The 20,419-nt window shown below is 71.3% G+C and carries 16 protein-coding genes and 2 pseudogenes; 5 read left to right on the top strand and 13 right to left on the bottom strand.

Features of this window, described 5'->3' with window-relative positions:
• Nucleotides 1-75: 75 nt before the first annotated feature.
• The 5 genes and pseudogenes from AC6I72_RS20545 to iolC all read right to left on the bottom strand — a co-directional run bounded on the left by AC6I72_RS20545 (nt 76) and on the right by iolC (nt 4,899).
• Nucleotides 76-1,494: an APC family permease gene (locus AC6I72_RS20545; protein ID WP_498002557.1), complete on the bottom strand. Its 1,419-nt coding sequence runs from the start codon at nt 1,492-1,494 to the stop codon at nt 76-78.
• A 386-nt stretch (nt 1,495-1,880) separates the two neighbouring features.
• Nucleotides 1,881-3,383, bottom strand: a complete 1,503-nt coding sequence (gene mmsA, locus AC6I72_RS20540) for a CoA-acylating methylmalonate-semialdehyde dehydrogenase (RefSeq protein WP_498002556.1) — start codon at nt 3,381-3,383, stop codon at nt 1,881-1,883.
• Nucleotides 3,380-3,616: pseudogene (locus tag AC6I72_RS20535) on the bottom strand (hypothetical protein); the annotation flags it as partial. The pseudogene AC6I72_RS20535 and the gene mmsA, both read right to left, overlap by 4 nt.
• An 18-nt stretch (nt 3,617-3,634) precedes the next feature.
• A pseudogene (locus AC6I72_RS20530) lies at nt 3,635-3,751 on the bottom strand (5-deoxy-glucuronate isomerase); the annotation flags it as partial.
• A 197-nt stretch (nt 3,752-3,948) separates the two neighbouring features.
• Nucleotides 3,949-4,899, bottom strand: a complete 951-nt coding sequence (gene iolC, locus AC6I72_RS20525) for a 5-dehydro-2-deoxygluconokinase (RefSeq protein ID WP_498004755.1) — start codon at nt 4,897-4,899, stop codon at nt 3,949-3,951.
• A 346-nt stretch (nt 4,900-5,245) separates the two neighbouring features.
• On the opposite strand from iolC, the gene AC6I72_RS20520 reads away from it, so the two are divergent.
• Nucleotides 5,246-5,449, top strand: a complete 204-nt coding sequence (locus AC6I72_RS20520) for a helix-turn-helix transcriptional regulator (RefSeq protein ID WP_037864446.1) — start codon at nt 5,246-5,248, stop codon at nt 5,447-5,449.
• Nucleotides 5,450-5,479: 30 nt separating this feature from the next.
• Here AC6I72_RS20520 and AC6I72_RS20515 read toward each other — a convergent pair whose 3' ends face one another.
• On the bottom strand, nt 5,480-6,523 hold the full coding sequence (locus AC6I72_RS20515; RefSeq protein WP_498002554.1) for a zinc-dependent alcohol dehydrogenase family protein: 1,044 nt from the start codon (nt 6,521-6,523) through the stop codon (nt 5,480-5,482).
• A 169-nt stretch (nt 6,524-6,692) separates the two neighbouring features.
• On the opposite strand from AC6I72_RS20515, the gene AC6I72_RS20510 reads away from it, so the two are divergent.
• The gene (locus AC6I72_RS20510; protein ID WP_498002552.1) at nt 6,693-6,932 is read left to right on the top strand and encodes a heavy-metal-associated domain-containing protein; all 240 of its coding nucleotides are present in this window, start codon (nt 6,693-6,695) and stop codon (nt 6,930-6,932) included.
• Between the two features lie 97 nt (nt 6,933-7,029).
• Entirely contained in the window at nt 7,030-9,360 is a 2,331-nt protein-coding gene (locus AC6I72_RS20505; RefSeq protein ID WP_498002550.1) for a heavy metal translocating P-type ATPase, read from the top strand.
• A gap of 974 nt (nt 9,361-10,334) precedes the next feature.
• Here the strand turns inward: AC6I72_RS20505 and AC6I72_RS20500 are convergent.
• Together AC6I72_RS20500 and recD2 are read right to left on the bottom strand one after the other, a co-directional pair.
• Complete coding sequence (locus AC6I72_RS20500) at nt 10,335-11,624, bottom strand: citrate synthase (RefSeq protein WP_037864438.1); 1,290 nt, start codon at nt 11,622-11,624, stop codon at nt 10,335-10,337.
• Between the two features lie 303 nt (nt 11,625-11,927).
• Nucleotides 11,928-14,186, bottom strand: coding sequence for an SF1B family DNA helicase RecD2 (gene recD2, locus AC6I72_RS20495; RefSeq protein ID WP_498002549.1), 2,259 nt, complete (start codon nt 14,184-14,186; stop codon nt 11,928-11,930).
• Nucleotides 14,187-14,412: 226 nt separating this feature from the next.
• Between recD2 and AC6I72_RS20490 the strand changes: the two genes are divergently transcribed.
• Entirely contained in the window at nt 14,413-14,664 is a 252-nt protein-coding gene (locus tag AC6I72_RS20490; RefSeq protein WP_498002548.1) for a hypothetical protein, read from the top strand.
• A 236-nt stretch (nt 14,665-14,900) separates the two neighbouring features.
• On the opposite strand, the gene AC6I72_RS20485 is transcribed toward AC6I72_RS20490, so the two are convergent.
• Complete coding sequence (locus tag AC6I72_RS20485; protein WP_498002547.1) at nt 14,901-15,371, bottom strand: RICIN domain-containing protein; 471 nt, start codon at nt 15,369-15,371, stop codon at nt 14,901-14,903.
• A 193-nt stretch (nt 15,372-15,564) separates the two neighbouring features.
• Here AC6I72_RS20485 and fxsT point away from each other — a divergent pair, with 193 nt between their 5' ends.
• Nucleotides 15,565-17,841 carry an FxSxx-COOH system tetratricopeptide repeat protein gene (gene fxsT / locus AC6I72_RS20480; protein WP_498002545.1) on the top strand — a complete coding sequence of 759 codons (2,277 nt, stop codon included), beginning with the start codon at nt 15,565-15,567 and terminating at the stop codon, nt 17,839-17,841.
• A 199-nt stretch (nt 17,842-18,040) separates the two neighbouring features.
• Here fxsT and AC6I72_RS20475 read toward each other — a convergent pair whose 3' ends face one another.
• The 4 genes from AC6I72_RS20475 to AC6I72_RS20460 form a co-directional block, all read right to left on the bottom strand.
• Nucleotides 18,041-18,562, bottom strand: a complete 522-nt coding sequence (locus AC6I72_RS20475; RefSeq protein ID WP_498002544.1) for a GNAT family N-acetyltransferase — start codon at nt 18,560-18,562, stop codon at nt 18,041-18,043.
• 53 nt (nt 18,563-18,615) lie between these two features.
• A complete protein-coding gene (locus tag AC6I72_RS20470) occupies nt 18,616-19,257 on the bottom strand; it encodes a hypothetical protein (protein ID WP_498002542.1) in 642 nt (213 codons plus the stop codon).
• Nucleotides 19,245-19,448: a DUF397 domain-containing protein gene (locus AC6I72_RS20465; RefSeq protein ID WP_498002541.1), complete on the bottom strand. Its 204-nt coding sequence runs from the start codon at nt 19,446-19,448 to the stop codon at nt 19,245-19,247. The genes AC6I72_RS20470 and AC6I72_RS20465 overlap by 13 nt, the downstream gene beginning before the upstream one ends.
• Before the next feature lie 78 nt (nt 19,449-19,526).
• Nucleotides 19,527-20,378 (bottom strand): hypothetical protein, encoded by an 852-nt coding sequence (locus AC6I72_RS20460; protein WP_498002539.1) that lies wholly within the window; start codon nt 20,376-20,378, stop codon nt 19,527-19,529.
• Nucleotides 20,379-20,419 lie beyond the last annotated feature (41 nt).

Here is a 20,419-nt window from a genome sequence, read left to right as displayed (position 1 = left end):
GGCCGCGGTGTACCGCGGCCGTGGTACGGGTCCGGGGAGGGCGGGGGTCCGAGGGGGGATGCGGCGGGCGGCGGGTCAGCCCTGGGCGTCCTCGGGGATCGACACCAGCCAGCGGGTGTCGCGGCGCGGGCGCAGGTAGAAGGCCCAATACAGGGTGGCCACGGCCATGATGCCGCCGGTCCACAGCAGGTAGGTGGCCTCCTGCTGGGTGAGGATGTACGCGAGGACCGCGATCAGCAGGACGGGCACGGCGGGCCACAGCGGCATGCGCCAGGCGGACGTGTGCTTGTGGGAGCCGCGGCGGGCCAGCAGGGCGGCGACGGCGACGAGCAGGTACATGCCGGTCACGGAGACACCGGTGACGCCGTAGAGGGTGTCCAGGTTGACGAAGCACAGGACCGCGCCGGGGACGCCGACGGCGAGCGTGGCGACCCAGGGGGAGCCGAACCGGCCGAGCTTGGCGAAGACGGTGTTGACCGGTCCGGGCCAGGCCTTGTCGCGGGCGGAGGCGAACAGCACGCGGGAGTTCTGGATGACCATGACGATGCCGGCGTTGATGATCGCGAGGGCGACGCAGAGGCTGACGAAGGTGCCGACGGCGGTGTTGGACCAGGCGGTCACCATCGAGCTGAGGTCGCCGCCGGTCAGCTCCTTGATGTCGGAGGCGCCCATGGTGATGGCGACGACCGGCACCAGGATGATCACGGTGGAGATGGCGAGGGTGGCGAGCACGGTGCGGGCCACGTTGCGGCGCGGGTGCTCCAGTTCCTCGGAGAGGTAGACGGCGGTGGAGAAGCCCTGGGTGATGAACAGGGCGATGGCGAGTCCGGAGACCACGAGCATGGCGGTCACGGTGTCGGTGTGCCCGCCCGCCCCGGCCACCTGCATCGAGACCAGGCTGCCGGCGCCCCGGTGGCTGTGGGCGAAGCCCAGGACGGCGACCACGCCCGCGGCGATGACCTCCAGGACCAGGAAGATGCCGGTGATCCAGGCGTTGGCGCGCAGGTCGAGCAGGCCGGCGAGGGTGGCGAGCAGCATGACCCCGGCGCCGGTCATCGCCGGGTCGAGGTGGACGATCGGCGCCAGGTAGTCGGCGGTGCCCATGGCGATCACGGGCGGCACGATCATGACGACCAGCAGGGACAGCACGAACACCAGCCAGCCCGCCAGCCGTCCGGCCATCGTGGAGACCATGGCGTACTCGCCGCCCGCGCTGGGGATGAGGGTGCCCAGCTCGGAGTAGCAGAACGCCACGGCGATGCAGAGCAGGGAGCCGATGGCGATGGTGAGGGCGGTGGCGGTGCCGAGCGAGCCGAACAGGTCGGGCACGACCACGAAGAGCGTGGAGGCGGGTGTGACGCACGAGAGGGTGAGGAGGGTGCCGCCGACGACCCCGATGGAGCGCTTGAGCTGCTGGGGGCTGTCCGTCGTCCCGGTGGGGCTGCCGGCCGCCGTGGGGGTGGCGGTGTCGGCAGGGGGGAGCGTGTCGGTCATGCGGCGGTTCCGATCGACTCGTGCAACAGGTGATGGGGGCTCGGGAGCGCTATCGCCTCCGGCGGCTTCGGTCGTACGTTCTCGTCATCTCGTCCGCTCCCGGCGCCAGCATGGAATCCCGACGAAAACCGTCACGTCAATGGCTGTTCACCTTCGGAATCCGCACTCGGGGCCGGGCGGGTGGCGGCTCGGTTTCACAGGTTGCACGGCCGCAACAGCGCATTCATCAAGCCTCAACAAATTGTGACCTTGCTTTCCAAGGCGCCAGTACCGATCCGCCTCTGCCATCCGTTTCCTCCCGCGCGCACGGGAATCGCAGGGCACGGCGCAAAAAAAATCGCGGCCGTCCGGATAACGGACGGCCGCGAGGGGGACTGGGGTCACGCTCAGTGGTTGCGCGGGAACCCGAGGTCGACACCGGCCGGGGCCTCGGACGGGTCGGGCCAGCGGGTCGTGACGACCTTCCCGCGGGTGTAGAAGTGCGTGCCGTCGTTGCCGTAGATGTGGTGGTCGCCGAAGAGCGAGTCCTTCCAGCCACCGAAGGAGTGGTAGCCCACCGGCACCGGGATCGGCACGTTCACGCCGACCATGCCGGCCTCGATCTCCAGCTGGAAGCGGCGGGCGGCGCCGCCGTCCCGGGTGAAGATCGCGGTGCCGTTGCCGAACGGCGAGGCGTTGATCAGGGACACGCCCTCCTCGTAGGTGTCCACGCGCAGCACGCACAGCACCGGGCCGAAGATCTCGTCCTGGTACGCCTTCGCGGTCGTCGGCACGCGGTCGAGCAGCGACAGGCCGATCCAGTGGCCGTCCTCGAAGCCCTCCACGCTGTAGCCGGTGCCGTCCAGGACGACCTCGCAGCCCTCGGCCGCGGCACCCTCGACGTAGGAGGCGACCTTGTCGCGCTGGGCGGCGGTGATCAGCGGGCCCATCTCGGACGCCGGGTCGTTGCCCGGACCGATCTTGATCTTCTCGGCGCGCTCGCGGATCTTGTCGACCAGTTCGTCGGCGATCGAGCCGACCGCGACGACGGCCGAGATCGCCATGCAGCGCTCGCCGGCCGAGCCGTACGCCGCCGAGACCGCCGCGTCCGCAGCCGCGTCCAGGTCGGCGTCCGGCAGGACCAGCATGTGGTTCTTGGCCCCGCCCAGCGCCTGCACGCGCTTGCCGTGGGCGGCGGCCGTGGTGTGGATGTGGCGGGCGATCGGGGTGGAGCCGACGAAGGAGACCGCCTTGACGTCCGGGTGCTCCAGGAGACGGTCCACGGCCGTCTTGTCGCCCTGGACGACGTTGAACACGCCGTCGGGCAGCCCGGCCTCCGACAGCAGCTCGGCGATCTTCAGGGAGGCCGACGGGTCCTTCTCGCTCGGCTTCAGCACGAAGGTGTTGCCGCAGGCGATGGCGATCGGGAACATCCACATCGGGACCATCGCCGGGAAGTTGAACGGCGTGATGCCCGCGACCACGCCCAGCGGCTGCCGGATCGAGGACACGTCCACCCGCGTGGCGACCTGCGTCGACAGCTCGCCCTTGAGCTGCACGTTGATGCCGCAGGCCAGGTCCACGATCTCCAGGCCGCGCGCGACCTCGCCGAGCGCGTCGGAGTGCACCTTGCCGTGCTCGGCGGTGATCAGCTCGGCGATCTCGTCACGGTGCGCGTCCAGCAGGGCGCGGAAGCGGAACAGGATCGTGGTGCGCTGGGCCAGCGAGGACTGGCCCCAGGTCACGTACGCGTCCTTGGCGGCGGCCACGGCCGCGTCCACCTCCTCCACGGACGCGAACGCCACCTTCGTGGTGACCGCGCCGGTCGCCGGGTCCGTGACCGGCCCGTACGACCCCGAGGCGCCTTCGACGGACTTGCCGCCGATCCAGTGGTTGACGATCTTCGTCATTCCGGGTTACTCCTTCGCAGAGGGCGGCGTCGGGTCGAGACGTGCCGTTCGTGGGGCTCGTGTGCCGGGACCGGAACCGGGGGGCGGTCCCGGCAGGGGCCGGGGCCGCCGGTCCGGGGTGCGGTCGCCGTCACCAGACCATCCCACCAGCAACGCGCCCGGACCGCGCCCGACACTGTGTCTGCGGTTCGCCGGTCCGTGTAGACACATGTGGGAGTGTCCGCCGCCCGCGCCACGGGCCGTGGCGGGCGGGGGACCTCCGGCGCGGGGCCGTAGCGGGCGGGGAGTCGTCGCTCGCACTTCGCTCCTGCCAGGGCGAAGCGGCCTCCCGCGCCGGAGGCGATCGGTGGCCGGGCGGCACGCGGCGCACGGCTGCCCGCACCCAACGCACGCCTGGTGCCCGGGGTTTGGAAATCCGCTCGCGCCGGACCGGCGGACAACTGCACCGTACAACCGTCGCGTGTCCGGCGTCCGGCGCACGCGCAGCCGGGCGCACGTACGGGTTCCGCCGCCCGTACGGATCCGGACGGGCGGCCGGTTCCGGGCGGGCGGCCGGCCGCCGCCCTCACCGCACCGCGCCGGCCGCCAGGGCCGACTCCACCTCGGCGGCGGTGGGCATCGCGGAGGAGCATTCGAGGCGGGAGGCGACGATGGCGCCCGCGGCGTTGGCGTGGCGCACGACGCGCTCCAGGTCCCAGCCCGCGAGCAGCCCGTGGCACAGCGAGCCGCCGAAGGCGTCCCCCGCGCCGAGGCCGTTGAGGACCTCGACCGGCAGCGGCGGCACCTCGGCCGTCTCGCCCGTGCGGGCGAGCGCCAGGACGCCCTTGGGGCCCTGTTTCACGACCGCCAGGCCGACTCCCGCGTCCAGCAGGGCGCGGGCGGCGGCGTGCGGGTCACGCAGACCGGTGGCGACCTCCACCTCGTCGAGGTTGCCGACGGCGACGGTGGCGTACCGCAGGGCCTCTGCGTAGAAGGGGCGGGCGGCGGCCGGGTCGCGCCAGAACACGGGCCGCCAGTCGAGGTCGAAGACGGTCGGGCCGGACTTCGCCCGGTGGGCGAGGGCGGCGAGCGTCGCCGTGCGGCTGGGCTCCTCGCTCAGCCCGGTGCCGGTCACCCAGAAGACCCGCGCCGCGCCGATCGCGGCCAGGTCGAGGTCGCCCGCCTCGATCTCCAGGTCGGGCGCCTTCGGCTGCCGGTAGAAGTAGAGCGGGAAGTCGTCCGGCGGGAACACCTCGCAGAAGGTGACCGGGGTGGGCAGTCCCGGCACCGCCGTGACGTAGCGGTCGTCCACGCCGAAGCCGCGCAGCGCCTCGTGGAGGTAGACGCCGAACGGGTCGTCGCCGGTCCGGGTGATCACCGCCGTACGCCGGCCGAGGCGGGCCGCGGCGACCGCGACGTTCGTCGCCGAGCCGCCCAGGAACTTCCCGAAGGCGGACACGCGGGCCAGCGGAACGCCCGTCTGGAGGGGATAGAGGTCCACCCCGATCCGCCCCATGGTGATCACGTCGTACACGATCGGTTTCCCTTCGCGTCGGCTCCCCCGGTTGTAGTGCGGAGGACGGAGGCCTGTCAACGCTTTGTCCGGACATTCGGACGAGAGAAGAACGGGGTGTCACCCGGAGGAACTGCTTCCGCCCGGCGGGTCCGCTTCCGCCCGCACGGCCCGGGTCCGTCACAAAGCAACTTCTTCGTCACACATGTCCCAGGTCCGTCTCCTGCCGGTCACATCCGTCCGACAGGCCCGTTCCGCCGCCGCCCGCGCGTCGTTCACGCGGCACAGGCTCAGTTGATCACCGGCGCACGCCCGGCTCCCCCGGCGGCCTCCCGGCCGCCTCCGCGGCGCGCGTGGGGAGGTGCACGTCATGACCGACCGGAAGCTCTGGTCGTACAGGGAGATCGCGGCACACATCCGGGTGCAGCCGGACACCGTGCGGTCCTACCGCAAACACGGTCTGCTGCCCCCGCCCGACCGCGTGGAGGGCGGCCGGCCGTACTGGTACGCCGACACGGTCCGCGCCTGGGCGGCCGCCCGGCCCGGCAACCGGGGCCGCAGGGCCGCGGACTGACGCCCGCCCCGGACGGCCCGGACATCCCGCTCAGCGCCAGGGGTCGATCACCGTGACCCCGGCGCCCGGGGCCGACCCCATCGCCGCGAGCGCGTCCGGGGCGGCCGCCAGGCCGATGACCGAGGTCACCAGCAGGTCGGGGCGCACGGTTCCCGCCGCCACGAGCCGCAGCAGTTCCGGGTAGGCGTGCGCGGCCATGCCGTGGCTGCCGAGGATCTCCAGCTCCAGCGCGATCACGCGGGCCATGGGGACCGGGGCCGTGCCGTCCGCGGACGGCAGCAGGCCGACCTGGACGTGGCGGCCCCGGCGGCGCAGGCCGTCGACGGAGGCGGCGCAGGTGGCGGGTGAGCCGAGCGCGTCCAGGGAGAGGTGGGCACCGCCGCCGCTCAGCTCGCGGACCGCCGCGGCCGGGTCCGGGACGGCAGAGGCGTCCACCGCCTCGGCGGCACCGAAGCTCCGCGCCAGCTCCAGGGCGCGCGGTGACACGTCCACCGCGATCACGCGCGCCCCGCACGCCGCCGCGATCATCACCGCGGACAGCCCCACACCGCCGCAGCCGTGCACGGCGACCCACTCACCGGCGGCGGCCCGGCCCTGCTGGACCACCGCGCGGTAGGCGGTGGCGAAGCGGCAGCCGAGCGAGGCGGCGGTCGCGGACGACAGTTCCCCGGGCACGGCCACGAGGTTCACGTCGGCGTGGTCGAGGGCCACGTACCGGGCGAAGGAGCCCCAGTGGGTGAACCCCGGCTGGGTCTGGTGCTCGCAGACCTGCTGGTCGCCCGCCGCGCAGGAGGCGCAGCCGCCGCAGGCGCACACGAAGGGGACCGTCACCCGGTCCCCCGGCCGCCACCGGGCCACCCGCGGCCCCGCCGCCTCGACCACGCCGGCCAGCTCGTGGCCGGGCACGTGCGGCAGCGCGATGCCGGGATCGTGCCCCTGCCAGCCGTGCCAGTCGCTGCGGCACAGGCCGGTCGCCTCGACGCGCACCACGACTCCGTGCTCCGCCGGGTGCGGGTCGGCGACCTCACGCACCTCGGCCGGTTCCCCGAACCGTTCGAACACCACCGCCCGCATCGACCGCCCTCGCCTTCGTCCAGGAAACCGCTCGGGGAAACACTCGCGGAAAACGCCGCCGGGCGCACCGCGCCGCTCCTTTGATAAATACCCCCTAGGGGTATAGTGTCGAATGCAGTGAGCCCCTCCGGGCCACTCCCATCCCGCACACCACGACGAGGAGAGCGACATGACCGCCCAGACCGAGACCCCGGACACCGTCACCGCCGTCTACCAGGTGAGCGGCATGAGCTGTGGACACTGCGAGGGCTCCGTCTCCACCGAGATCTCCGGACTGCCGGGCGTCACCTCCGTCAAGGCCGTCGCCTCGACCGGCGAGGTCACCGTGGTCTCCGCCGCCCCGCTGGACGAGGCGGCCGTGCGCGCCGCGGTGGACGAGGCGGGCTTCGAGCTCGTCGGCCGCGCCTGAGCAGCGGGCGCACCACTCACGTATCTCTCGACACCGGGCCGTATCGACCAGCTGATACTGGTTCTGTACGGCCCGGTCCGTTCTCTGGAGTACGGACATGACCAGCACCACCACCCAGGCAGCGACGCCCGCCGGGACACCGGCGCCCCCCGGCACCACCGCCGGCGCCCCCGGCGGCCCCGCGGCCACCGGGAGTTCCCGAGCCGCCGGCACCTCCGAGGTCGAGCTGCTCATCGGCGGGATGACCTGCGCCTCCTGCGCGGCCCGCGTGGAGAAGAAGCTCAACCGCATGGAGGGCGTGAACGCCACGGTCAACTTCGCCACCGAGAAGGCGCGGGTGACCTACCCCCCGGGGGTAGCGGTGTCCGACCTCGTCGCGACCGTGGTGAAGACGGGGTACACGGCCGAGGAACCGCCGCCGCCGGAGCCGGAGCCCGCCTCGCAGGACCCGCAGGCCGCGCCCGCCGCCGACCCCGAGCTGACCTCCCTGCGGCAGCGCCTGACCGTTTCCGCGCTGCTCGCCGTCCCGGTCGTCCTGCTCTCCATGGTCCCCGCCCTCCAGTTCGACAACTGGCAGTGGCTGGCGCTGACCCTGGCCGCGCCGGTCGTGGTCTGGGGCGCCCTGCCCTTCCACCGCGCCGCGCTCACCAACGCCCGGCACGGTGCCGCCACCATGGACACCCTGGTCTCGGTCGGCACGCTCGCCGCGTTCGGCTGGTCACTGTGGGCACTGTTCCTCGGTGACGCGGGCATGCCCGGCATGCACGACGAGTTCCGCCTCACCGTCTCCCGGATGGACGCCGGCTCGACGATCTACCTGGAGGTCGCCTCCGGGGTCGTGGCGTTCATCCTGCTCGGCCGCTACCTGGAGGCCCGCTCCAAGCGGCGGGCGGGTGCCGCGCTGCGCGCGCTGCTGGAGCTGGGCGCCAAGGACGTCTCCGTGCTGCGGGAGGGCCGCGAGGTCCGCGTGCCGGTCTCCGCGCTGGCCGTGGGCGACCGGTTCGTCGTACGGCCCGGTGAGAAGGTCGCCACCGACGGCACGGTCGTCGAGGGCGCCTCGGCGGTGGACGCCTCCATGCTGACCGGCGAGTCCGTCCCGGTCGACGTGGGCGTGGGCGACGCGGTCACGGGCGCCACGGTCAACGCGGGCGGCCGGCTGGTCGTCGAGGCCACCCGGGTCGGCAGCGACACCCAGCTCGCCCGGATGGCGAAGCTGGTCGAGGACGCGCAGAACGGCAAGGCGCAGGTGCAGCGGCTGGCCGACCGGATCTCGGCGGTCTTCGTGCCCGTCGTCCTCCTCATCGCCGTCGGCACCCTGCTGGCCTGGCTGACGGCCACCGGCGACGTCACCGCCTCGTTCACCGCGGCGGTCGCCGTGCTGATCATCGCCTGCCCGTGCGCGCTGGGTCTGGCCACGCCGACCGCGCTGATGGTCGGCACCGGACGCGGCGCCCAGCTCGGCATCCTCATCAAGGGTCCCGAGGTGCTGGAATCCACCCGCCGCGTCGACACGGTCGTCCTGGACAAGACGGGCACGGTGACCACCGGCCGGATGACCCTCCAGGAGGTGTACGCGGCCGAGGGCACCGACGAGAAGCAGCTCCTGCGGCTCGCGGGCGCCCTGGAGCACGCCTCCGAACACCCCGTGGCCCGGGCGGTCGCGGCCGGCGCCGAGGAGCGCGGAGGACCGCTGCCGGCGGCCGAGCACTTCGAGAACGTACCGGGGCGGGGCGTGCGCGGGCGCGTGGAGGGCCACGAGGTCGCCGTGGGGCGGCTCTTCCCGGACCTGCCCGACGAGGTGGACCGGGCGCGGCGCGAGGCCGAGGCGAGCGGGCGCACGGCCGTCGTGGTCGGCTGGGACGGCACGGCACGGGGTGTCGTCGCCGTGGCGGACGCGGTCAAGGAGAGCAGCGCGGAGGCCGTGCGGCAGCTGCGCGCGCTGGGGCTGCGGCCGGTGCTGCTGACCGGTGACAACCGGCCGGTCGCCGAGTCGGTGGCGCGGGCCGTCGGCATCGACGCCGGCGACGTGATCGCCGAGGTGCTCCCGGAGGACAAGGTCGAGGCCGTACGGCGCCTGCAGGCCGAGGGGCGGACCGTGGCCATGGTCGGCGACGGGGTCAACGACGCCGCCGCGCTCGCCACCGCCGACCTGGGCCTGGCGATGGGCACCGGCACCGACGCCGCCATCGAGGCCGGCGACCTGACGCTGGTGCGCGGCGACCTGCGGGTGGCCGGGGACGCGATCCGGCTGTCGCGGCGGACGCTGGCCACGATCAAGGGCAACCTCGTGTGGGCCTTCGGCTACAACGTGGCCGCGCTGCCGCTGGCCGCCGCCGGTCTGCTCAACCCGATGATCGCGGGCGCGGCGATGGCGTTCTCCTCGGTGTTCGTCGTGACGAACAGCCTCCGGCTGCGCACGTTCCGCTGAGCCGGCCCCGGCCGGACACCCCTAGGTCCTGTCGTCACATTCCCGTCGTCCGCCCGGAGGGCGGGCCTCGCGGCGTCGGGTGCGTGCTCTCGGCGTGCCGGGCCCTGACCCTCGTACTGGACGTACTCGGGTCTGGGCCCGGTGCGGCGAGAGTGCGTGCATGGCGTCGCGAGGCAGGCGGGAATTTGACGACAGGGCCTAGAGGGCCGGCCGGGGCAAAGTGCCGGACCCCCTGGAGTCCGGCGCGCGCCTCACATAAGCTCTTCACAAGGCTCGCGCATCTTCCTTACGCTTGGGCCTCGATCGCCATATCAGGGCTCTTGCGCACCTATGGGACATATGCAAGAGACGCACGTCACAGTGACGTGAACGTAACCATCGAAGGGGTTCGAAGGTCTAAGTTTGGCGATGTCAGGAAGCGTCTTGGGGGGCGCCGACTGACGTCTGGGGATGTCTTGGGGGACTTCCCTGGAACTGCGTTGCCGGGGCACGTACTTCGGGAAGCTTTGAGCGGCCCTCCCGGGCGTGCGCTGTCCCGGCAGAGCGCAGTGGTGCGGTAACGCGGTGCGGCAGTGGTGCAGTAGTACGGCATCACGGCGCTGCGGCAGTACGGCAGTACGGCAAGACAGCGGTTCAGGCGCTGGTCTCCACAGACGCCCGGCCGGATCCCGTGGGGGGAATCCGTTACCGGGACATGGGAAGGCGCCCTGGTCGCCGGCCCGTGGGGGGACTGGCGTCGGGGCGCCTTCTCCTTTTCGCGGTTCGGTCGCCTCCGGGGCTCCGGGGCCGGAGACCCGTGCTCGGCTCTGCCGCCCGTCGATACCGCGACCGTGCTCGGCCCTGCCGCCCGGCGGGACCACGACCGCCCCTCGCCTCGGGACTGCCGTCCCCTGCCCCTGACGCGCGCGAAGGCCCCGCATCCGCCGGCCGGCGGATGCGGGGCCCAGGGCTCGGGGCCCGGGAGGCGGGGTGCCTCAGCGCTCCTCGACCGGGACGAAGTCGCGCTCGACGACGCCCGTGTAGATCTGGCGCGGGCGGCCGATGCGCGAACCCGGCTCCTTGATCATTTCCTGCCACTGGGCGATCCAGCCCGGCAGCCGGCCGAGCGCGAACAGGACCGTGAACATCTCGGTCGGGAAGCCCATGGCCCGGTAGATCAGACCGGTGTAGAAGTCGACGTTCGGGTAGAGCTTGCGCTCGACGAAGTAGTCGTCGGAGAGCGCGTGCTCCTCCAGCTTGAGGGCGATGTCGAGCAGCTCGTCGGACTTGCCGAGCGCCGAGAGCACGTCGTGCGCGGCGGCCTTGATGATCTTGGCGCGCGGGTCGAAGTTCTTGTAGACCCGGTGGCCGAAGCCCATCAGGCGGACGCCGTCCTCCTTGTTCTTCACCTTGCGGATGAAGGTGTCGACGTCGGAGCCGGAGTCACGGATGCCTTCGAGCATCTCCAGCACGGACTGGTTGGCGCCGCCGTGCAGCGGGCCCCACAGCGCGTTGATGCCGGCCGAGATGGACGCGAACATGTTGGCCTGCGAGGAGCCGACCAGGCGGACGGTGGAGGTCGAGCAGTTCTGCTCGTGGTCCGCGTGCAGGATCAGCAGCTTGTCCAGCGCGGAGACGACGACGGGGTCCAGCTCGTACTCGTCGGCGGGGACCGAGAAGGTCATCCGCAGGAAGTTCTCGACGTAGGAGAGGTCGTTGCGCGGGTAGACGAACGGGTGACCGATCGACTTCTTGTACGCGTACGCCGCGATCGTCGGGAGCTTGGCGAGCAGGCGGACCGTGGACAGGTCGCGCTGCTTCTCGTCGAACGGGTTGTGGCTGTCCTGGTAGAAGGTGGACAGCGCCGAGACGACCGAGGACAGCATCGCCATCGGGTGGGCGTCGCGCGGGAAGCCCTTGTAGAAGTTCTTGACGTCCTCGTGCAGCAGGGTGTGCCGCGTGATCTCGTTCTTGAAGGTGGAGAGCTCGTCGACGGTCGGCAGCTCACCGTTGATGAGCAGGTAGGCCACCTCCAGGAAGGTGGAGCGCTCCGCCAACTGCTCGATGGGGTAGCCGCGGTACCGGAGAATGCCCTGCTCGCCGTCGAGGTAGGTGACGGCGGATTTGTACGCTGCCGTGTTGCCGTAGCCGCTGTCCAGAGTCACCAGACCGGTCTGGGCGCGGAGCTTCCCGATGTCGAAGCCCTTGTCGCCGACGGTGCTGTCGACCACCGGGTAGGTGTACTCGCCGCCGTCGTACCGCAGTACTACAGAGTTGTCGCTCACGTCTTCCCTCACCGACGTAGTGCCTCATCTTCGAGGTGCCCTGACTGTCTCTACCATCCCCCATTTGGCTCAGGAGAGTGCACTCGGGGTCGACCATTGGGCCTATTGGCGGCACTCAGTGCCGCCAACCTGCTCATCCTGCCCCCTCGACCGGGCGACGGGAAGTGCTCTGTGACCTTTGCGACTCGTTTGATCGATCATTTTTTGTGATGCGGGGGTGACCGCCGGGGCGGCAGGGGTCCGCTGCGGCCCGTTCGTGCATTTTTGTGGCCCCTGGGGCTCTTCTGGAGCTTTTTTACGCCTTCATCGGCCCTTGAGCCGGAAATCCAGCGCCGTGCACCGGCGTCCCGCCGACACCGTACGCACCGCCTGGCCGATCGCCTTGCGCGAACCGACCAGGACGACCAGCTTCTTGGCCCGGGTCACCGCCGTGTAGAGCAGGTTCCGCTGAAGCATCATCCAGGCACCGGTGGTCACCGGGATGACGACGGCCGGATACTCGCTGCCCTGCGAGCGGTGGATGGTCACCGCGTAGGCGTGCGCGAGTTCGTCCAGTTCGTCGAAGTCGTAGGGCACCTCCTCGTCCTCGTCCGTCAGCACCGTCAGGCGCTGGTCGACCGGGTCGAGCGAGGTGACCACGCCCACGGTGCCGTTGAAGACGCCGTTGGCCCCCTTCTCGTAGTTGTTGCGGATCTGGGTGACCTTGTCGCCGACCCGGAAGACCCGGCCGCCCAGCCGCTTCTCCGGCAGGTCGGGGCGGCCCGGGGTGACGGCCTGCTGGAGCAGCCCGTTCAGCGCGCCCGCACCCGCCGGCCCCCGGTGCATGGGGGCGAGCACCTGCACGTCCCGGCGTGGGTCCAGCCCGAAGCGGGCCGGGATCCGGCGCGCGACGACGTCCACGGTGAGCCGGCCCGCCTCCTCGGTGTCGTCCTCGACGAAGAGGAAGAAGTCCTTCATGCCGTCGGTGAGCGGATGCTGCCCGGAGTTGATCCGGTGCGCGTTGGTCACCACGCCGGACTGCTGGGCCTGGCGGAAGACACGAGTGAGCCGCACCGCCGGGATCGGGCTGCCGTCGGCCAGCAGGTCCCGGAGCACCTCGCCCGCGCCCACGCTGGGCAACTGGTCCACGTCCCCCACGAACAGCAGGTGAGCGCCCGGCGGTACGGCCTTGACCAGCTTGTTGGCGAGCAGCAGGTCCAGCATGGACGCCTCGTCCACGACGACGAGGTCGGCGTCCAGCGGCCGGTCCCGGTCGTACGCCGCGTCGCCGCCGGGCTTCAGCTCCAGCAGCCGGTGGACGGTGGAGGCCTCGGCGCCGGTCAGCTCGGCGAGCCGCTTGGCGGCCCGGCCGGTCGGCGCGGCCAGCACCACCTTGGCCTTCTTCGCACGGGCCAGCTCCACGACCGACCGCACGGTGAACGACTTCCCGCACCCGGGGCCGCCGGTCAGCACCGCCACCTTCTCGGTCAGCGCCAGCTTGACGGCTGCCTCCTGCTCGGGCGCGAGGTCGGCCCCCGTGCGCCCCTTGAGCCATCCGAGCGCCTTGTCCCAGGCCACGTCCCGGAACCCCGGCATCCGGTCCTGCCCGGTCCGCAGCAGCCGCAGCAACTGGGCGGAGAGGGAGAGTTCGGCCCGGTGGAAGGGCACGAGGTAGACGGCGCTGACGGACTCCTCCGTGTCCCCCTCGGCCGCGGGCACCCTCTCCCGTACGACGCCGGGGTCGCCGCCGTCCTCGTCCGGCTCCGCGAGGGCGGCCAGGCACTCGATGACGAGCCCGGTGTCGACCTGGAGCAGCTTCACGGCGTCGGCGATCAGCCGCTCCTCGGGCAGGTAGCAGTGCCCCTGGTCGGCGGACTGCGACAGCGCGTACTGGAGTCCCGCCTTGACCCGCTCCGGACTGTCGTGCGGGATGCCGACGGACCGGGCGATCTTGTCGGCGGTCAGGAACCCGATGCCCCAGACGTCGGCGGCGAGCCGGTACGGCTGGTTCTTCACCACGGAGATCGAGGCGTCACCGTACTTCTTGTAGATGCGCACGGCGACGGAGGTCGACACCTCCACGGTCTGGAGGAAGAGCATGACCTCCTTGATCGCCTTCTGCTCCTCCCAGGCGTCGGCGATCTTCCTGGTCCGCTTGGGCCCGAGCCCGGGCACCTCGATGAGCCGCTTGGGCTCCTCCTCGATGACCCGGAGCGTGTCCACCCCGAAGTGCTGCGTGATCCGGTCGGCGAAGACCGGCCCGATCCCCTTGACCAGTCCGGAGCCGAGGTAGCGCCGGATGCCCTGGACCGTGGCCGGCAGCACGGTCGTGTAGTTCTCGACGTGGAACTGCTTCCCGTACTGCGGATGGGACCCCCACCGCCCCTCCATCCGCAGCGACTCCCCCACCTGCGCACCGAGCAGCGCCCCGACGACGGTGAGCAGGTCCCCGGCACCCCTGCCGGTGTCGACCCGCGCGACCGTGTACCCGTTCTCCTCGTTCGCGTACGTGATCCGCTCCAGCACCCCTTCGACCACGGCAAGCCGCCGCTCCCCGGTGTGGGTCCCCGCCTGTTGCACCATGGTGCCGACGGTACCGGTGGGGGGTGACAGGGGTGGACGGGCAGGGGCGGGCGGGGAGGGGCGGCCGCCCCGGGCGCGACTTCCGCCCTTGCGGCTCGTTGATCCTTTCGTACGGAAAGGAGAGCTGATGGTCGGCTCGTCCGACCCCGACAACGCCGCGGTCTTCGTTTAGTTCGTCGACTCGTGCCTGGCCGACCCCCAGGCACAACAGATGTGGAGGGAACTGATGACGGCGACGCAGTACTTCTGGCGGCATCCCCTGGCCGAGCAGGTGCGGGAGGAAGGTGTGGAGCAGGGCCGCCTTCAGGACCGCCGGGAGATGACCCTGCGCATCCTCCAATGGCGGGGCATCCCGGTACCGGACGCCGTCCGCGAGCGGGTGAACACCTGCACGGACCTGGACCGGCTCGAGACGTGGGCCCAGCGGGCTGTGCAGGCGACCGATGCGCGGGAGGTGTTCGCCGGGGACGAGGAGTGAGGCCGTCGGCACCTGCCCGGCCCGGTGGGGTTCCGCGAGGGCGACCTCGCGGAGCCGCTGACCGGGGATGAAGGGCGGCCCATGAAGGCCGCTCTTCGCAGGCATGGGGGGCCTTTGCGAGCCGGCTCCGGGGAGAAGGCCGTGAGAGCACGGGATTCCGGGCGCTGCGTGGAGGTTGCGGCGCGGCGGGCCGCCGGTGAGGGCGGCCCGCCCGGCTCACGGTGCCGGCCGACGGGTCACACCGGGTCGATCACCCAGCGGGACGCCGTGCTGATGGTGGGCTGGAAGACCACCGTGGCCCCCACCTTTCCGTTCGCGTCCAAGTACTTGCCGCTCTGGTCGTGCCGGATGGACTTCGGGCTGCCGGACGTGGTCGTCCACTTCTGGTACGCGCCGCCGTTGCAGGGGAACGTGTAGACGTCCGTGCCGTTCCCGTCGAGGCAGTGGCCCGACGCCGGGTTCCTGAAGACACCGCCGCTGATCTGCCACACCTGCTTCGCGCTGCGGTCGCAGGTGCCGAGGACCAGGTTGCCCTTGCCCCCCGAGATGTTCACCTGGAGGCAGGAGTTGCTGCTGTTGCCGTTGATCACCTGGTAGTTCACCGCCGCCGCCTGGGCCGAGGTCGCGCCGCCGACCAGCAGCGCCGAACCGCATGCGAGCGCCGCGCCCGCGCCGGCGAGTCGGGTGAGGCTTGCCTTGAGTTCCATGGTTGATCCCCTCGTCGAGTTCAGGTCATCGGCGTTGCGTCTGTGCCGCCGTCCACGGTGCCGGGTGGCGCCGCGCGGGTGCGGCGGTCCCGGAGGAGCCCGGATCCGCTGGGCTCCCCCGCTGGACGCGCCGCGTCCGCGGGCTCCGGAGTCCGGACGGTTCCGGAGAGCGGAGCGGGGGAAAGCCGCGTACATGAGGGGACCTGGCTCACCACAAAGCTGGTTCGTCAACCGGTTGCAGCGGTTGCGCACGTCCGCGGGCTCACCGGCCCAGGCGCAGTTGCTGGCCCACGACGAGCACAAGGTCCTCACCCGGTCGTCGCTGTCGGACCTGCTGGCGGGCAAGTTCAGCAAACCGCCCCCGTGGGAGCGGGTCGCGGCCTACGTGACCGCATGCGTCCGCGCCGCGCACGCCGGCCGGATCGACCTCTCCTGCGAGGAGGAACTCGCGCGGCTGCGGAGCGACCACGCCACGCTCACGGACCTGTTCGAGACCGCTGCCGGAAGGGTCCGCGCGCCGGCGGCGGCCCGCCTTCCGGGCCCGCGGCCCCGCCCGGCGACCTACCGGCTGCCGCCGCGCAACACCCACTTCACCGGCCGCGACGCCACCCTGCGCGAGTTACGGCAGCGCCTGGCCTCCGGCGGCGAGGGCGCGATGCAGGTCGTGCACGGGCTGGGCGGCGTCGGCAAGACACAGCTCGCGGTCGAGTACGCCTACCTCTACCGGTCGAAATACCGGTTCGTGGCGTTCGTGGACGCCGAGGACCCGGACCTGGTGCCCTCGCAGTTCGCTTCGCTGGGCCGGGAACTGGGACTGGCGGAGGTGAACTCCGATCAGGTCGTGTCCCGGGTGTACGGCGCACTGCGGGACCACCGGCCCTGGCTGATCATCTTCGACAACGGCGAGAGACCGGGCACGCTCCTGGACGCGCTGCCGTCGGGTGATCTGGGCAGCGGCGGCCACCTCATCGTCACGACCAGGCTGCGCGGCTGGTCGGGCAGAGCCGGCGTCGTCGACCTGGACGTCTTCTCCAGGCGGGAGGCGGTGGAGCTGCTGACCCGGCGGGTGTGCGGCATGACCGCAGCGGTGGCGGACCGGATCGCCGAGCACCTGGGGGACCTGCCGCTGGCACTGGAGCAGGCGGCCGGGTACATGGACTACCACCACACCCCGCCCGCGGAGTACCTGGCTCTGCTGGCGTCGCGACTGGAGGACATGATCGCGCTGGGCGAACTGACTGACCGGCCGGCGGTGGTGGTCGCGACCCTGTGGCAGCTCAGCGTGCGCAAGCTGCAGAGCCAGCGGCCGCAGGCCATGCGGCTGCTGGAGCTGTGTGCGCTGCTGGCCCCGGAACCGATCCCGCTGGACCTGTTCGGTGACGGCAAGGAACCGCTGATCGCGGCGGCGGCCGACCCGGTGGCGTGGGACACGACGGTCGGCGCTCTGGCCGGCCTGGGGCTCGCCCGGCGCGGCGCCTCCTCCCTGGTGCTGCACCGCCTGGTGCAGGCCGCCATCCGCGCCGCGATGCCGGACGACGTGCGCACCGACGCGCGCACGCGGCTGTGCCGGGCGCTGCTCGCGGCCGTGCCGCACGACATCCACGGTGACCCGCAGGCGCGGTCGCGATGGCAGGAACTGCTCCCGCACGCACTCGCGGTGACCAAGGACGAGCCGCCGGCCGAGTGCGCCGCCCAGGCGGCGACGCTGCTGCGGCTGGCGTCGGCGTTCCTCCTCTCAATCGGGGACCACTCGGTGGCACTGCCCCTGTGCGAGCGGGCACTCGCGATCGACGAATCGCTCGGACAGCGGGACGCGGAGATCGGCTTCGACCTGATCACCCTGGCGCAGATCCACCGCGACCGCGGCGCTCCGGAGCGGGCGCGTCCGCTGGCGGAACGTGCGCTGGCCCTGCACGAGTCCCGTCTGCCGGCGGACAGTCCCGCCATCGCGACGGACCTGGCCACCCTGGCCCGGATCCACCACCTCCTCGGTGATCACGAGGCGGCGGTGCCCCTGGCCGAGCGGGCGCTGCGGATCGACGAGGCGGCGTACGGGCCGGACGACCCCTACGTGAGCTTCGACCTGATAGCCCTGGCCGGCGTCCACCTCAGCCTGGACGACCACGCCGTGGCCGTGCCGCTGATCTCCCGGGCGTTACGGATCCGCGAGGCCAGTTACGCGCCGGACCACCTGTACATCGGGTACGCCCTGCTGCTCAAGGCCCGGGCCGTGCACGCGCTGGGCGACCCGGCCGCAGCGGCCCTCGCACGCAGGGGCGCACTGATCCTGAACACCCGTCTGGGCAAGTCCCACCCCAAGACGGAGGACGCCTTCGCTCTGGCCAACCGCCTACTGGAAGGCGGCGGTTGCCGCGACCACGGGGAACGCTCCGCAGCCACCGAGGCTGACGGGACGGAGACCGCCGCACCGGTCCCGGGCGCGCGTCCACCACGGGCGCCGGGGCGGTGACGTGAGTGTCGCGGGCGGGGGCGCGGGGGGCCATGCCGTGAGCTGCGCGGGCGGGGGCGCGCGGGGCGGTGATGCGAGGGGGACGGTGACTGGCGCCTCCGGGCTGCGGCACAACGCCGGCGGGGCTCCCTCGGCCCCTGGCTCTGCTCGGCTGCTGACCACCGGGGGACCGACTACGGCTACCGGCTACGACTGTGGGCTACCCGGCCTCGGCCTCGCAGGGCTGCGAACCGGGGATCGCGGCCCTGTGCGGAAGCCCTGCCGGCGGGCGGACCATGAGGACGTCGACCGGGTCCTCCGCTTCCTGGACGAACCCGTGGCGCTCGTAGAGCCGGCGGGCGGGGCTGCCCTGGAGGACGTGCAGCGCGACGGCCGTGCCTTCCGCGTCGGCCCGTCCCAGCAGCGTGCGCAGCACGGCGGAGCCGAGGCCCCGGCCCTGGTGCCGCGGGGCGAGGTAGAAGTGCTCCAGCCACTGCCTGCCGTCGACCGGCCGGAACGTCACGCAACCGGCGAGTTCGCCGTCGGCCACGATGACGGACGTGTACCGGGTGGAGAAGGCGTCCCGCAGCCGCTGCCGCACCCGGTGTTCGTCGTAACGCCCGAGGCGTTCCAGGTCGGCGCGCATGACCGCGGCCCGCAACTCAGCGATCGGCTCGACGTCGGCCGTCACCGCGGGACGCAGGGCCCAGGCGGTGGTCTTCGCTGTCGTCTCGGTGCTCATGGGCGGAGTATGTCACCGCACTTCGGCGGCCCGTCGACGTGTTTTCCTGCGGGTCACAGCTGGCTGGTCAGGTCGGGGCCACGTCCGTCGGTCACCTCCGGGTCCGCGACTCCGTACCCCTCCGCGACCCCGAAGTACGTGGCCTCCCCCGGTTCCGCAGCGACTCCCAGCATGTCGTCCAGCTCCTTCAGGGCCGCCGCGAGACGCGGAGCGTTCTGCCGGTGGACTTCGGGGTGCGGCATACCGCGGAAGTCGTACGGGCCCCAGATGTCGTGATGGACGGACACATCCGCCGAGAGGCCCAGGGGCTCCGTGGAAACGGTCAGCTCCACGAGGCGGTACTCGCGGTGGCGCGCACCGTCCTCACCGAACCAGGTACCATCGCCCGCCACCAGAAGGGCACCCGTGACGGCTTCGGGGAAACCGACGAGGCGCAGGTCCTGGATCCACTGGAGAAACCGCTCGTCGTCAAGCGGCCTGAAGAGCTGCAGGCGGTTCCATGCCGGGGCGACGCCTGCGCCCGGGATGAGCCAGGGAAATTCGAGATGCTGCGGCATCAAGAGGTCATGTTCCCGCAGTACAGCGGCCATTCGAGCAGCCGTACCGAGCGCTGACCGGAGCCCCGGCGGCGCGAAGTCCTCCAGGTCCCAGACCCAGGTCGCGCACTCACTCGGGGCGCGCATCAGCGCGGACACGGATCCTCAGCGGCCTTCAGGGAATCGACGAAGACGGTGAAGACGCCGGTCGAGAAGGAGAGGGTTGCTCTGGCCAGGGTCTTCGAGTCCCGTGCGAGTGTGCGGGTGGGGAGGCTTGCGACTTCGACGCAGTTGTTGCCGTCGCCGCCGCCAGAGAAGGACGAATTCTTCCACGGGATGCGGGGGCTCATGTCTGCGGCTCACATTTCTTTGATCAGCTGATGGATGAGGTGGTGGGAACGTACGTTCCTTCCCTTCAGCGGGAGAGATCAGCCCGCCACCCACGGTGCCGCCTTCGGGCGACGCTGCCAGTACCAGGAACGAGCACTCTGGCTGGAACTTCCGGTGTCGCCAGGAGCAGAAATCGATCGACCGTCGTCATCGATTGTCAACGCGCGGAAATCGGAATCGATCCTTTTCACCGCCGCCTTGATTTTGCCCCCTTCCTGATCAAGATCTTTCAAGGATGTATCGAGCGCGTCACGATATTCCAGGTCCTCTTTGTACATGGCAGCCGAATACCAGCCGCTAGGTGGCCAGCCGCTTCTCATGCGCACGCACAGGCGTTCCCAGTTGACCAACAGCCCACGAAGCTTGCGCTCCGCTCCTGTCACGCCCGGGGGAAGCACCTCGTCAGTCACCGGAGTCGCGATCTCGCACGCGCGCACAACCTCCGGAATATGAGTCACCTGCACGTTCGGCAACCCATCGATGGGGGCCTCGGCAGCCACAACAGAGACTCCTGCTTCCCCTTGGTCGGATTCGACCACTCGCGCGAGAGTGAATCCCCCGCCGGGTAGCGCCACCTTCCGGACCCACGGGACGCCCCCGTCCCATTCCGAGAACACTGGAGTTCCGAGTCGGCGTGCAAAAGCAAGAGACAACTGGTCTTCCGACGGTTGATGTTGCACGGCTTCCGACGCGTAGACCGTCAGCGACCACTGCAGGTCCCCTTCGAGGACCTCGTATTCGCATGAGACCGAAGCGTCCCAGTTCCTGTCCTCCAGCTCCGAGATGTCAGACACGTCAATATCGTCGGTCTGCACACGGAACGCTTCGGCCAGAACTTTCGGCAGTTTTTCCGGTACCGCATCACCTTTGGCGAGGAATATATACATCATGCGTAATACCCCTCATAAAGCACTATTGTAGACCAGGACCG

The organism is Streptomyces sp. Xyl84 (genome assembly GCF_059731885.1).
Note: the sequence above shows the minus strand (reverse complement) of the source record. Positions and strands in the feature narration are given on the sequence as shown.

Bases quoted from the DNA above. Each gene is read 5' to 3' on its own strand.
- AC6I72_RS20505 (WP_498002550.1), top strand. From the start codon at position 7,030: ATGACCAGCACCACCACCCAGGCAGCGACGCCCGCCGGGACACCGGCG.
- AC6I72_RS20460 (WP_498002539.1), bottom strand. From the start codon at position 20,378: ATGATGTATATATTCCTCGCCAAAGGTGATGCGGTACCGGAAAAACTG.
- AC6I72_RS20465 (WP_498002541.1), bottom strand. From the start codon at position 19,448: ATGAGCCCCCGCATCCCGTGGAAGAATTCGTCCTTCTCTGGCGGCGGC.
- mmsA (WP_498002556.1), bottom strand. From the start codon at position 3,383: ATGACGAAGATCGTCAACCACTGGATCGGCGGCAAGTCCGTCGAAGGC.
- AC6I72_RS20475 (WP_498002544.1), bottom strand. From the start codon at position 18,562: ATGAGCACCGAGACGACAGCGAAGACCACCGCCTGGGCCCTGCGTCCC.
- AC6I72_RS20545 (WP_498002557.1), bottom strand. From the start codon at position 1,494: ATGACCGACACGCTCCCCCCTGCCGACACCGCCACCCCCACGGCGGCC.
- AC6I72_RS20485 (WP_498002547.1), bottom strand. From the start codon at position 15,371: ATGGAACTCAAGGCAAGCCTCACCCGACTCGCCGGCGCGGGCGCGGCG.
- fxsT (WP_498002545.1), top strand. From the start codon at position 15,565: ATGAGGGGACCTGGCTCACCACAAAGCTGGTTCGTCAACCGGTTGCAG.
- AC6I72_RS20520 (WP_037864446.1), top strand. From the start codon at position 5,246: ATGACCGACCGGAAGCTCTGGTCGTACAGGGAGATCGCGGCACACATC.
- AC6I72_RS20490 (WP_498002548.1), top strand. From the start codon at position 14,413: ATGACGGCGACGCAGTACTTCTGGCGGCATCCCCTGGCCGAGCAGGTG.
- recD2 (WP_498002549.1), bottom strand. From the start codon at position 14,186: ATGGTGCAACAGGCGGGGACCCACACCGGGGAGCGGCGGCTTGCCGTG.
- AC6I72_RS20510 (WP_498002552.1), top strand. From the start codon at position 6,693: ATGACCGCCCAGACCGAGACCCCGGACACCGTCACCGCCGTCTACCAG.
- AC6I72_RS20515 (WP_498002554.1), bottom strand. From the start codon at position 6,523: ATGCGGGCGGTGGTGTTCGAACGGTTCGGGGAACCGGCCGAGGTGCGT.